Origin of the sequence: Pseudomonas sp. NPDC087626, assembly GCF_044743405.1 — a bacterium.
Classification (GTDB): Bacteria; Pseudomonadota; Gammaproteobacteria; order Pseudomonadales; family Pseudomonadaceae; genus Aquipseudomonas.
In genome coordinates, this window is the sequence record NZ_JBIUWJ010000004.1 from 131,143 (window position 1) to 143,678 (window position 12,536).

9 protein-coding genes are annotated in these 12,536 nt (G+C 63.0%); 5 read left to right on the forward strand and 4 right to left on the reverse strand.

What is annotated here, in order from left to right; all coding sequences use genetic code 11:
- Window positions 1–100: 100 nt before the first annotated feature.
- Window positions 101–1,444: an aryl-sulfate sulfotransferase gene (locus ACIOVD_RS05350; protein ID WP_401126497.1), complete on the reverse strand. Its 1,344-nt coding sequence runs from the start codon at window positions 1,442–1,444 to the stop codon at window positions 101–103.
- A 23-nt stretch (window positions 1,445–1,467) separates the two neighbouring features.
- Window positions 1,468–3,843: a TonB-dependent receptor gene (locus ACIOVD_RS05355; RefSeq protein WP_401126499.1), complete on the reverse strand. Its 2,376-nt coding sequence runs from the start codon at window positions 3,841–3,843 to the stop codon at window positions 1,468–1,470.
- Window positions 3,844–3,997: 154 nt separating this feature from the next.
- Here ACIOVD_RS05355 and ACIOVD_RS05360 point away from each other — a divergent pair, with 154 nt between their 5' ends.
- Both ACIOVD_RS05360 and ACIOVD_RS05365 read left to right on the forward strand, forming a co-directional pair.
- Entirely contained in the window at window positions 3,998–4,942 is a 945-nt protein-coding gene (locus ACIOVD_RS05360; RefSeq protein WP_095170648.1) for a LysR family transcriptional regulator, read from the forward strand.
- Window positions 4,943–5,067: 125 nt separating this feature from the next.
- Window positions 5,068–6,684, forward strand: coding sequence for an alkaline phosphatase family protein (locus tag ACIOVD_RS05365; RefSeq protein ID WP_401126501.1), 1,617 nt, complete (start codon window positions 5,068–5,070; stop codon window positions 6,682–6,684).
- A 93-nt stretch (window positions 6,685–6,777) separates the two neighbouring features.
- Here the strand turns inward: ACIOVD_RS05365 and ACIOVD_RS05370 are convergent, their stop codons facing one another.
- The gene (locus ACIOVD_RS05370) at window positions 6,778–7,698 is read right to left on the reverse strand and encodes a TauD/TfdA family dioxygenase (RefSeq protein ID WP_095170704.1); all 921 of its coding nucleotides are present in this window, start codon (window positions 7,696–7,698) and stop codon (window positions 6,778–6,780) included.
- A 183-nt stretch (window positions 7,699–7,881) separates the two neighbouring features.
- Here ACIOVD_RS05370 and ACIOVD_RS05375 point away from each other — a divergent pair, with 183 nt between their 5' ends.
- Complete coding sequence (locus ACIOVD_RS05375; RefSeq protein WP_095170652.1) at window positions 7,882–8,802, forward strand: LysR family transcriptional regulator; 921 nt, start codon at window positions 7,882–7,884, stop codon at window positions 8,800–8,802.
- An 8-nt stretch (window positions 8,803–8,810) separates the two neighbouring features.
- On the opposite strand, the gene ACIOVD_RS05380 is transcribed toward ACIOVD_RS05375, so the two are convergent.
- On the reverse strand, window positions 8,811–9,821 hold the full coding sequence (locus tag ACIOVD_RS05380; protein ID WP_401126504.1) for an ABC transporter substrate-binding protein: 1,011 nt from the start codon (window positions 9,819–9,821) through the stop codon (window positions 8,811–8,813).
- A 295-nt stretch (window positions 9,822–10,116) separates the two neighbouring features.
- Here ACIOVD_RS05380 and ACIOVD_RS05385 point away from each other — a divergent pair, with 295 nt between their 5' ends.
- Both ACIOVD_RS05385 and ACIOVD_RS05390 read left to right on the forward strand, forming a co-directional pair.
- Window positions 10,117–11,715 (forward strand): ABC transporter permease, encoded by a 1,599-nt coding sequence (locus tag ACIOVD_RS05385; RefSeq protein ID WP_401126506.1) that lies wholly within the window; start codon window positions 10,117–10,119, stop codon window positions 11,713–11,715.
- Window positions 11,712–12,527, forward strand: coding sequence for an ABC transporter ATP-binding protein (locus ACIOVD_RS05390; RefSeq protein WP_401126508.1), 816 nt, complete (start codon window positions 11,712–11,714; stop codon window positions 12,525–12,527). The genes ACIOVD_RS05385 and ACIOVD_RS05390 overlap by 4 nt, the downstream gene beginning before the upstream one ends.
- Window positions 12,528–12,536: the final 9 nt, after the last annotated feature.

Here is a 12,536-nt window from a genome sequence, read left to right on the forward strand (position 1 = left end):
CCCGCTAACCGAATCACGCCTCAAGCACTTCGCCGGCTGGGCCTTGCTGGTGGCGCTGGGCTTGAACCTGCGGCCGATCCTCAGCTCCATCAGCCCCTGCTCAGCGACTGGCGCTGGCCTGCTGGACCGCCGGGGCCGGGACAATCACCGCCGTTTCCGAACGCGGCGTGCCCACCGGCACCCAGTCGTAACTCACCGGCAATGCGCGGTACACCCAGTTGCTCAGCGCGTCGCTGCCTGGCGCCTTGCCCAGGTAAGGGCTGACGTACTCCCAGACGTTCTCACCGCCTTGGGTGACCTGGAAAAAGCGCCCGTGCATGCCCTCGTCGATCAAGGTATTGCCGTTGGGCAAGCGCCGCGCGCTGCTGATGAACGAACTGTAGAACGCCCACCCCGGCTGCCTGGAATTGGCGGCGCTGTACTGCCAGACGATCTGTTGGCTGAGCGGATCGATTTCCAGCACCCGTGAGCCCGAGATCAGCCCCAGGGGCACCGAGGGATACCCCGCCGTACCCTGGTTGTCGAACACCAGCAGGTTGCCCGCCCCCGGCAATCCGGGGCCAATGATATGGGCGTCATGCTGGCCGACGAATTGATCCACGGCTCGCGGCACCTGCCCGGCGGTTTTCGGGTTGATCGGCGGCAGGTTCGGCCCCAGGTGCCAGACCACCTTGCCGCTGTTTTTGTCGATGATCGCGATGAAGTTGGCGTTGCGTGAGTCGATCAGCAGATTGTCCGGTGCAAAACGTTTGTCACCGGCGTCGAACCACTTGTTTGGCCCCACGACACTGAGGTTGTTGATGTGCAGGTAGTCCGGGTCCTTGCTGGCATGCACCAACTTCAATTGCGCGGGTGTGAAGCCAAACTCGGTGAGGTGCTCAGACGCCAGCCACTGCCATTTCACTTCACCTTGAGGGCTGACTTCATAGATCGCATCGTCGATCACCTCCGGCACCTTGAAACCCGGCACTGCATGCACCTTGTTCGCCAGCACCAGGGTGTTGCCATTTTTCAGCCGTCGTTGATCGTGGTGCTGTTGCGCCGCGCCACCGGGGGCCTGGTCGCCCCACTGCCAGACCACCTTGCCGTTCCAGTCCAGCTCGCCGACGCTCTGGTTGCCCAGGCCGTTACCTGCCGATCCGAGCTTGCCAGGGTCTTTGTCACTGAGTTGCAGCAACACTCGTCCGCGCTCGCCGCCCACCAGTTGCGGGTCGATGATCGCCGAAGGAAAACCGGCCTGTGGCCAGGTTTTCACGGCGTTGCCATTCATATCGATCAGGTGGGTCTGTTTGTCCGCGCCGCTGAAAATCACGTACTGGTTGTACGCCTTGGCCGGGTCGTAACGGGTGACGCCGGTGGGGTAGACACTCGGTGCGGCGAGTGCCGCCGAGGCCATCACGGCGCTGGACAGCAGCACCGCCAGCGCGGTCTTGGTATGCAACATGGTGCAACTCCTGTTCAAGGGGGTTAGAAGTCGTAGCGGCCGGTGACACCCAGGGTTCGCGGCGTGCCGAGCAAGCCTTCGTAGGCGCCGTTGCCGCCGGTCCAGAGGGTGGTGTAGTAGGTCTTGTCGAAGGCGTTTTTCAGCCACAGCGAGACATCCCACTGCCCCTCATGGAAGTCGCCGCGAAAGCCGGTGGAGAGGTTGACCACGGCATAGCTGGGGATCTGCCCGTAGTCGGAATCCTCGACCGTACCGACCGCCTTGGAACGGAAGGCATAGCTGGCGGTGACGTACTCCTCGAGGCCGTTGTCCAGGTTCCACTTGTATTCACCGTTGGCGTTGCCGATCCACTTCGAAGCCCCGACCACCTGGTGGCCGCTGAGGTCACACGCCGCCGGCGCGCCCGGTGCCAGGCTGACTTCCGGCGGGCATGGGGCATCCTTGTAGGAGAGGTAACTGACGTCGTTGTACGAGCCGTTGAGGTTCAGAGTCAGGCCGCGCAACGGCACCAGGGTGCTCTCCACTTCCACGCCGCGCGAGCGCACGGAACCGGCGTTGGTCAGGTACTGCACGCGATTGACGTCGTCATAGGCGTTGGTCTGGTAGCCGTTGACCTGGGTCCAGAACAGGTTGGCGTTAAGCTGCAGGCGGCGGTCCCAGAGCGTGCTCTTGAAGCCCAGTTCGGCGTTGTTGGCGCGCTCGGTCCCCACCAGCAAGGAGTCGGCGCCGGCCACTGGTGCCGAACCTACCGTCAAGTTGACCCCACCGGATTTCTCGCCGTGGGACAGCGTGGCGTAACCCAGCAAGTCATCGGTAAAGCGATAGCTGAGGTTGAGCAAGCCTGACGGGCTGGTGCTGTACTGGTTCAGGTCCCCGGAGTCGTAGGCCCCGGTTCGACCGTTGCGCACGTTGGCCGCAGCGCCGGTCACGCCAGCGCCGCCAAGGGGCGCATCACGACTGACCCAGGCGCTCTTCTCCTCGTAGGTACCGCGCAGGCCAGCGGTAAAGTCCAGGCGCTCGGTAAGGTGCCAGGTACCTTGGGCGAACAGCGCGAAGCTGTTGGTTTCGATATGGCCATCGCCAAGGCTCGTCACGTTGGCCAGGGCCCCGCGTGGCGTACCGTTCCAGATATCCGCCTGGGGCCCGTAGTAGGCGAAGGAGCGGTTATCCAGGTTCGAACCGAAGTAGTAGGCCCCGAGCACGTAGTCAAAGAAGCCGCCGGTGGGCGACGCCAGGCGAAATTCCTGGGAGTACTGCTTGTCTTCCACCGACACGCCGGCGTTGTAGGTGGCCGAGACATTCAAGCCATCGTCGTTGCGCGGGGTGAAATTCCACCAGCGATAGGAACTGATCGAGGTCAGGGTGAAGTCGTTCGGCAAGGTCCAGTTGGCCTCCAGGGAGGTACCACCCTGAAACACTGTGACGTGCTGGTCGTTGTTCAGATTGACCTTGCGATGGCTGCCGTCGACCAACGTCGCCCCCGCCGCCGCAGCGCGCGCCTGGTAGACATTGACCCCATTGATGGTCGGCCCGGTGCTGTAGAGCACGCGGGTGCCGGCACTCGAGTCTTCTTCGTTGTAGTCGCCGATCCAGCGCAGGTTGAAGCTCTCGTTGGGCTTGTACAGCAGCTGCCCACGAAAACCCTCGCGTGAACCGCCGTTCAAGTCATGGCCGTCGTACTCGTTCTTGATGTCGCCGTCGCTGCGGGTCCGATAGGCCGAAAAACGCCCCGCCAGCTCGTCGTTGAGCGGCCCGGATATCGTGCCCTTGGTCTGGAAATAGCCGTCTTCGCCGACCGAGGTTTCGATGCTGCGCTCCGGGGTGAAGCTCGGTGCCCGGGTACTGATATTGATCACCCCGGCCGTGGTGTTCTTGCCGAACAAGGTGCCCTGGGGCCCGCGCAGAACCTCCAGTTGCTCGATGTCCATCAGGTCGAACACCGCCATCCCCGGGCGTCCCAGATAGACGTTATCGATGTACAGGCCGACGCTGCCTTCCAGGCCGTCGCTGGCCGGGTTGTTGCCCAGGCCACGGATCGACACGCTGGACTGGCGGGCATGCATGTAGGCCACGTTGACGCTGGGCACCAGTTGCTGCAGGTCCTGGATGCGATACACCCGCTGGCTCTCCAGGGCCTGGCCACCGATCACACTCATCGGGGTCGGCACGGCCTGCGCACTTTCTTCACGGCGTCGCGCGGTGACGGTCACGGTCTCCAACTGTCCGCCGCTGGCCTTGGTCTTGCCCGTGGCGGTAGCTGCCGGCGTGCCGGGTTCAGCGCCGGTGGTGTCGGCGGCATAGGCTTGGGTCCAGCTCGCACTGCCAGCCAGTAACAGGGCCAGCGGCAGGCGTTTGAGCCGTCGGGGCGCTAGGGGTGAGGCGAGTTTCGATGCACGCATGGGACGGCTCCTGGTCAAGAAATACACACCCTGTATATTCTTTTAAGTTATTTATTTATGTTTTTACAAAGATTTACTGCATAAGAGATTGCCTTTATAAGGAGTCGACCTAATGCATATCCAATGCATTTCCCCGATATTTTTTATGTGAAAAATGCATATCGATCTGCGCCAACTCAGGCACTTCATCGCCCTCGCCGATCAGCGCAGCTTCGTCGCGGGTGCCCAGGCGGTGAACCTGTCGCAGTCGGCGTTCAGCCGCAGCATCCAGGCGCTGGAGCACAGCGTCGGCTGCCAATTAGTGGACCGCGGGCGCAAGGACCTGGCGCCGACCAAACAGGGCCAGGTGCTGCTCGAACATGCGCGGCGACTGGTCAGCGGTGCGCAGCAAATGGCCAACGAGATCAGTCAGTTCAATGGCCTGGAAGCCGGAGAGCTGCGCTTCGGTTGCGGCCCCGCCCCGGCGGCCGGCCTGATTCCCCGGGCCATCGGCAGCTTCATCGGGCGCTATCCCAAGGCGCGGGTACAGTTCCAGGTGGACGACTGGCAAAGCCTGTGCAAACGCCTGCTCAGCGACGAGTTCGAATTTTTCGTCGCCGACACCCGCCAGTTCGAAGCCAACCCGGACTACCTGACCCAACGCCTGCGCCCGCGCAAATGGCATTTCTGCTGCCGTGCCGGGCATCCGTTGGCGGGTCTTGCCTCGGTCAGCGCGGCGCAGTTGATGAGCTACCCGATGGCGGTGACCATTCGCCCGCCGAACCTGCGCAAGGTCATCGTCGACCTCAGCGGCCGCCCGGACTTCACACCCAACGTGGAATGCGAAAACAGCTATAGCCTGCTGGGCGTGGTGCTGCGCTCGGATGCCATCGGGATTGTCGGCGCCTACAGCGATGCGCTGCATCACGCCAAAGGCGACCTGGTGTGCCTGAAAGTCGAAGGCCTGGCCGACGACCTGGAGGAGCTGTACACCCGCTATGGGATCGTCAGCCGCGCGGGGTATCGGCTATCGCCGCTGGCCGAGGCGATGATCGAACAGATCAAGGCGATTGATGAGCGGGATGAGGACGTGTGTTCGCTGGAGTACGTCGCGGTCTAAGCGAATGTCATCGCGGGCAAGCCTTGCTGTTGCAGTCACTGCATCAAAACCATTCCCCGAATGCACTTGCCCCAACCCGCTGCCCAAGGCGAAATCCCTCACCTGTCTTTCGATCGGTGACGCCCATGTCCAATGCCCAACCCCCCGTGCGCAATGTGCTGTACATCATGTGCGACCAACTGCGCCGCGATTACCTGTCCTGCTACGGCCACCCCCATCTGCACACGCCGAATATCGATCGCCTGGCCGCGGCCGGCGTGCGTTTCAGTCGCGCCTATACCCAGGGCACCATATGTGGGCCGTCGCGGATGTCGGCCTACACCGGACGCTACGTCAGCAGCCATCAGGTGGCGTGGAACGCCGTGCCCCTGCCCCTTGAAGAGCTGACCATCGGCGACTACCTGCGGCCTCACGGCATTCGCACCGCGCTGGTCGGCAAGACCCACGCCACGCCCAACCTGGACGCTCAGCAACGGCTGGCCATCGACCCGGCCAGTGCCGAGGCCGAGGTGTTGAACGAGGTCGGCTTCGAACCCTACTTTCGCCACGACGGGATTTTCCCCGACGACCCGCTGTTCGACGACAAACGCGAATCGGCGCCCTACACCCACTACCTGCGTGACCTCGGCTTCGGCGGCAACAACCCGTGGCACGAATGGGCCAATGCCGGTGCGGATGAGCAGGGTGAACTGCGCAGCGGTTGGAAGATGCGCAACGCTCACCTGCCCGCGCGGATTCCCGAGCAGCACTCGGAAACCGTGCACACCACCGACCGCGCCATCGACTTTATCCGCGAACAACAGGAACAACCCTGGTGCCTGCACCTGTCGTACATCAAGCCGCACTGGCCGTACATCGCACCCGCGCCGTACCACGCGCTGTACCGCGCAGACCAGGTGCTGCCCGCCGTGCGCGCGGCCGCGGGTGAGGAGAGCGACCACCCAGTGTATGCCGCCTTTCGCCAACACGAAGAGAGCCTGAACTTCTCCCGGGACGAGGTGCGCTTGAATGTGATCCCGACCTACATGGGCCTGATCAAGCAGGTGGACGATCAGCTCGGGCGGCTGTTCGACTTCCTCCAGAGCAACGGCCGCTGGGATGACACCTTGATCGTGTTCACCAGCGATCACGGCGACTTTCTCGGCGACCATTACCTGGGAGAAAAAGAGTTCCTGCTGGAGCAGGCGGTGGGTGTGCCATTGATCGTGCGCGACCCGCGAGCCCCTGCGCACGTCAGCCGTGGTTCGGTGGATGAGCGCCTGGTGGAAACCATCGATGCCTTGCCGACGTTCCTTCAGGCCTTGGGCTTGCCGACAGCTGAGCATCGCCTCGAAGGCCGCTCGCTGATCCCGCTGCTACATGGCGCACCAACTGACTGGCGCCGCTACGCCATCAGCGAATACGACTATGCGTTCCAGGCCCCGGCCCGCGAACGCCTGGCGCAACCGATCGACCGTTGCCGCATGACCATGGTGCGCAGCGAGCGCTGGAAATACCTGGCGTACGATGGTTTCCGGCCGCAGCTGTTTGATCTGCACAATGATCCGCAGGAGCTGCGCGATCTCGGTGCCGACCCGGTGTATGCGTCCGTGCGCGAAGAGCATGCGGGGTATCTGTTCGAATGGCTGCGAGGGCTGAAGCGCCGGACCACCATCAGCCATCCGGAAATTGATCTGCGCGGCCAGCGGTTTCGCTACGGTGAGCCACAGACTGAGAAAATGGTGCAGATTGGCGTGTGGTGAAAAAACATCGCGAACAGCCCGCAAGCGAGCGCCCGCTACCACAGGCCTTGCACCAATTCCTGTGGCAGCGAGCCTGCTCGCGACGAAGCCCTGTCAAACAACGCTAATCTCAGCACCCCGGATGGTCTGGCTACGCTGCCCCGCTACCCCCACCGGCACCTCGCCCCTGAGCGTCACGCGGCGCACGATGCGCTCTTGGGTGCCGTAGTCATCCACTGCGTAATGCTGAGTCGAGCGGTTGTCCCAGATCGCCACATCACCTGCCTGCCAGCGCCAGCGCACGGTGTTTTCCAGGCGCGTGACGTGGCTTTGCAGCAGGTTGAACAGGTGCGCCGAGTCGGCCTGGGAATAACCCTTGATGCGTTTGACAAAGTGCCCCAGCAACAAGCTCTTCTCGCCACTGATCGGGTGGACGCGCACCACCGGGTGCTCGGTCTCGAACACCGTTGAGGTAAAGATCTTGCGATAGCGCTCCAGCTTTTCCGCCGAGACATCCGGCTTGGCGCCCGCGTAGTCATATTCGTTGCTGTGCACCGCCCACAACTGATCGGCCAGCGCCCGCAGTTCCGGCGCCAGCTCGTCATAGGCGCTGGCAGTATTGGCCCAGACCGTGTCGCCACCGGAAGTAGGGGCGAGCACTGAACGCAGGATCGAAGCCTTCGGGTAGGCGTCGACGAAGGTCACGTCGGTGTGCCAGGAGTTGGCCCGCTGGCCCTGGGCGCCGTCCAACTCGAGCAGGTAGCGGGTGCCGTCGCGTACCGGCACGGTGGGGTGCGCCACCGGCTCGCCGAGCAGATGGGCAAAGGCTTCCTGACGCTGATCGTCGAGGTGGGTCTGTTCGCGGAAGAAGATCACTTTGTACTGCAGCAGCGCCTGCTGGATCGCCTCGACAGTGGCGGCATCCAGCTCACCGGAGAGCTGCACACCTCGAATCTCGGCACCGATACGGCCAGCCACCGGATGGATTTCAAGCGCGTGGACTGCAGGTTTTACAGCGAAAGCGGCATTGCTCATGGGGACACCCTCGATCGGACTGCTGACGGTTTGCCGACGGCGAAACAACGCTCTATCTATATTCAATTTAGGTCTAATAGATATACACATGCTTCGTTGACGGAATAAGAACTTGCATTTAAAACCTCAGGCAACCCTCGTCGCAAATGCCTTCGAGCTATTTTTAGGATGCCGGAAAAGCATATGGATCTTCGCCAGTTGCGTTACTTCATCGCCCTCAACGAGCACCGCAGTTTTGTCCGCGCCGCCGACGCCATGGGCATCACCCAGCCGGCCTTCAGCCGCAGTATCCAGGGCCTGGAGCAGGAGTTCGGTTGCGTGCTGGTGGACCGCGGCAATAAGGACCTGCGCCCCACCCCCGAGGGCCAGGTGGTGTTGCAACACGCCTTGACCCTGGTCCAGGGCGCGGCGTTGCTCAGCGCGCAAGTGACGCAGATGACCAAGCTCGATGCCGGTGAAGTGCACTTTGGCTGTGGCCCGGCGCCGGCGGTGAAACTGGTGCCGGATGCCGTGGCGCAATTCGTCAACGCGCACCCGAAGGTGCGCACCTGTTTTCAAGTGGATAACTGGGAAAAACTCAGCCGTGCGCTGAGCCGTGAAGAGATCGAGTTTTTCATCGCCGACATCCGCCATTTCGAGGCCGACCCGAACTTCCAGACCCGCGCCCTGACCCCCAAGCGCGGGGTGTTTTTCTGCCGTCCGGGGCATCCGTTGCTGGCCAAGGAAAGCCTGTCGACCAACGACATGTTCGACTACCCGCTGGCAACCACGCTGATCCCGCCGGGCATTCGCAAACTGTTGGCCAACCTCAGCGGCCGCACCGATTTTTCCCCGACCATCGAGACCGAACATTTTCCGGCGCTGGTGAAGATCGTGCTGCAGTCCAACGCAATTGGCGTCGGCACCGAAGAAGCTTTTGTCGAAGACATCGCCCAGGGCTCGCTGGCGCTGTTGCACTGGCGCAACCTGCCGCAGAACATCGAGAGCATGAACGCCCGCTGCGGCATCGTCAGCCGCACCGGCTTTCGCTTGTCACCGGCGGCGCGGGCACTGATCGAAACCCTGGTGGCGGTAGATAAACAGGACATGGCCGTGGCTGTTTAATCGCGGCCTTACAATTTGGCCGCAGCCAACGGTGGCGCCACCCACTCACTGATCTTGAACGGCTTGCGAATCAGTTTCTGCTGCGCGGCCAGGTCGACGGCGTCCTGCAATTTGCCGAGGAACACCGGGTCCAGGGTCGAGGGGAAGACCTCACTGAGTTTCTGGTCCTTGAGGTCCTGCTGCAGAATCAGCGGCGGGTAGCTGGCCAGGCCCGAGACCAGTTCGATGTAGGCGTCCTTGTTGCTGTCCTGGGTCAGCCATTGCACGGCGTGTTCCTGGGCCTTGAGTAGCTTGGCCACGGCTTCGGGATGCTCGTCGACAAACTTGCCGCTGCCCACCAGTACCGCCTGGATACTGCCCGCCCCACCCAGGTCCTTGGTGTTGAGCGGCAGTTCGGCCAGGCCCCGGGCCTGCAGCGCGGTCAGCCCGGAGCCGCCCCACGAGGCGTCGATCTGCTTGGCCGCGAGCGCCGCCACGGCCGCGTTGAAGTCCAGGTTGATGACCTTGAAGTCCTTCTCGCTCAGGCCCTGGCTGGCCAGTGCGGCATCGAACGACAGCTGGCTGGCGGTACCACGGAAGATCGCCACGCGCTTGCCCTTGAGGTCTTGCAGGGTCTTGACCCCCGAGCCCGGGACCACGCCCAGGTAGTGCTTGATCCCCCGCGCCGTGGCGCTGAGCAAGCGGGTATCGAGGCCGTTGGACTTGCCGATAATCGCTGCCAGGTCACCCAGGTACGCCAGGTCGACTTGCCCGTTGGCGAAGGCTTCATTGATCACCGGGCCCGCGCCCTTGAAGTAGTTCCACTGGATCTCGACGCCCTGTTCGGCAAAGGCTTTCTCGAAAATCTGCTGGGTGCGCAACACATCGGTCAGCCCGCCTCCACTGTGCTGGGTGCCGGCACTGAGGTCGGGCACGGCGATACGGATTTGCGTGAGTTCGGCGGCGCTGACATTCAACGCCAGGCCAGCGAGCACGCCCGCGGCAAACAGATTGATGACGCGTTTGAAGGGAGTGTTCATAGGGTGCGGCTCCTGATTACGACGGGCGTTTAGGAGCCGAAAGTAGGCACAGTCGGACTAAAGATTTAAATACTAAAAATTCACATTTTAATAACCAAAACGCATACACCAGCCAAAACGCTGCTCTCAGCGCGGTATGCAGCAACAGCATCAAAAATATTCTTCGAATGCATTGGATGCGTGGCAGGGACAGGCCTTAAATGGCTTTTCTTATCTCCCAATAGCATTGATTTTATTTTTAATAGATCAAATTCACATAAAAAGACTTTGCCCATCCCGACAACGGAGATCACCCATGGCCCGTGTTTCCCTGCTGACCCTGCCACTGGCCGCCCCGCCGTTGAACCCGCGCCGGCTGTGGCCGAACCTCAGCCAGCGCGTCCTGCCCTGGCTGCTGCCTCTGGGCCTGTTTGCCCTGTGGTGGCTGGCTAGCCGTAATCAGTGGATGAGCGAGCAGATCCTGCCACCGCCGACGCTGGTCTGGAGCAGCGCGGTGGAACTGGCGGGTGGTGAGTTGTGGAGTCATCTGGCGATCAGCCTGCAGCGCCTGTTCTGGGGCCTGCTGGCGGGGATCAGCGCGGGTGCCGTTCTGGGCGCCGCACTGGGTTTCAGCCGGCGCCTGGAGCGCCTGGTGTTCCCCACTTTCGCTGCCTTGGCGCAGGTGCCGACCCTGGCCTGGATCCCGCTGTTCATGGTGTTTTTCGGCATCGGTGAAGTGTTGAAACTGGTGGTCCTGATCAAGGCCATCGTAGTCCCCGTAACCCTGCACACCTTGGTCGGGGTGCGTGACGCGCAGCCGAAATTGCGTGAGGCCGCCGCCGTGTTGCGCCTGCCCCGTCACCTGTTGATCCGCCGCCTGGTCCTGCCGGCGGCCCTGCCGGCCTTCATGGCTGGGGTACGCCTGGCGCTGGCGGCCGGCTGGACCTCCTTGCTGGCGGTCGAGTTGCTGGCTTCGAGCGAAGGCATCGGTTACCTGATGGTCTGGGCGCGCCAACTGTTCATGCTCGACATCGTGTTCGTGTGCATCGTGGTGATCGGCGTGATTGGCGTGGCCATGGATCGCGGCATCGGCCTGCTGGACCGCAAGCTGGTGCACTGGCCACATCCACCCACCGCACAGATTACCCGGGGCCCGCGCTACCAGGGCTGGCAACGCCTGCAACCCTGGCTGCTGCCGCTGGCCTTGCTGGTGGTGTGGCAGGTGGCGACGGATCAGGCGTGGGTCGATGCCAATATCCTGGTCAGCCCCTGGACCGTGCTGCTCACCGCCGTGGGCGGCCTGGGCGATGGCACGCTGCTGGGGGGCATGGCCCTGAGCCTGAGTCGGACCCTCGGCGGATTGCTGCTGGGCGGGGGCCTGGGCTTTGCACTGGGCCTGTTGCTCGGCTTGTCATCGTTCAGTGAGCGCTTGCTCGGGCCGAGCCTGGCCGCCATCCGGCAGATCGCCATTTTCGCCTGGGTGCCGCTGCTCACCGCCTGGTTCGGCCTGGGGGAAGCGGCCAAGTATGTGTTCGTTGCCCTCGCCGCGTTCTTTCCATTGTTCATCGCCACCCAGCGCAGCGTTGCCAATCTCTCGCCGCACCTCGATGAAGCGGCGCGGGTGTTGCGCCTGAACCTGCGCCAGCGTTTGCGGCGACTGATCCTGCCGGGGGCCGCCCCGGGGATCTTCGCCGGGCTGCGCCTGAGCCTGATCTATGCCTGGCTCGGGACCATCGGCGCTGAGTACTTCATGCCGTCCAACGGCGGCATCGGCAGCCAAATGATCGGCGCCCAGCAACTGCTGCGCATGGACCTGATCATGGCCGGCATGCTCCTGGTCGGCCTGACCGGTGCCCTGCTCAACCTGCTTGGCCAACTCCTTGAAACCCGCGCTACGCGCTGGAGGCACGCATGACCGCTCCGATTGTCAGCTTCAACCACGTGGGCAAGACCTTCGACGTCGATGGCGTCGAACTGGAAGCGATCCACGAATTCAACCTGGACATCGCCGAGGGCGAGTTTGTCGCGATTGTCGGCTCCAGCGGCTGCGGCAAGTCCACCCTGCTGCGCTTGCTGGTGGGACTGGACACGCAATTTCGCGGGCACATCAGCGTCGACGGCAAGGCCGTGACCGGGATCGGCGGCGAGCGCGGCATCGTGTTCCAGGAACACCGCCTGTTTCCCTGGCTGACGGTCGAGGAAAACATCGGCCTGGGCTTGGTCAACGAACCGTTGAGCGCGGCGCAACGGCAACGGCGGATCGCTGATTTCATAACCTTGGTCGGGCTCAGCGACTTCACCCGCGCCTACCCGCACCAGCTCTCGGGCGGCATGGCGCAACGGGTGGCGATCGCTCGCGGGCTGGTGGCCAGCCCACGGATCCTGCTGCTCGACGAACCCTTCGGCGCCCTTGACGCACTGACCCGCCAGCAGATGCAGGATGAGCTTCTGGCGATCCGCCGCCGGGCCAGGATCACCACGGTGCTGGTCACCCACGATGCCGAGGAAGCGATCTTCCTCGCCGACCGGGTGGTGGTCATGGAGCCGCGCCCCGGGCGCATCAAGCAGGTGGTCAACATCAGCCTGCCCCACCCGCGCCAGCGCAGCAGTTTCGACTTCCATCAACTGCGCGAAGAGTTGCTGCACGAATTGACCAGCGACGACCACTACCAACCGCCCGCCCCCGAGCAGATCCGCAACCTGCCGCTGACGTTCATTGCTTGCTAACGAGGAGTC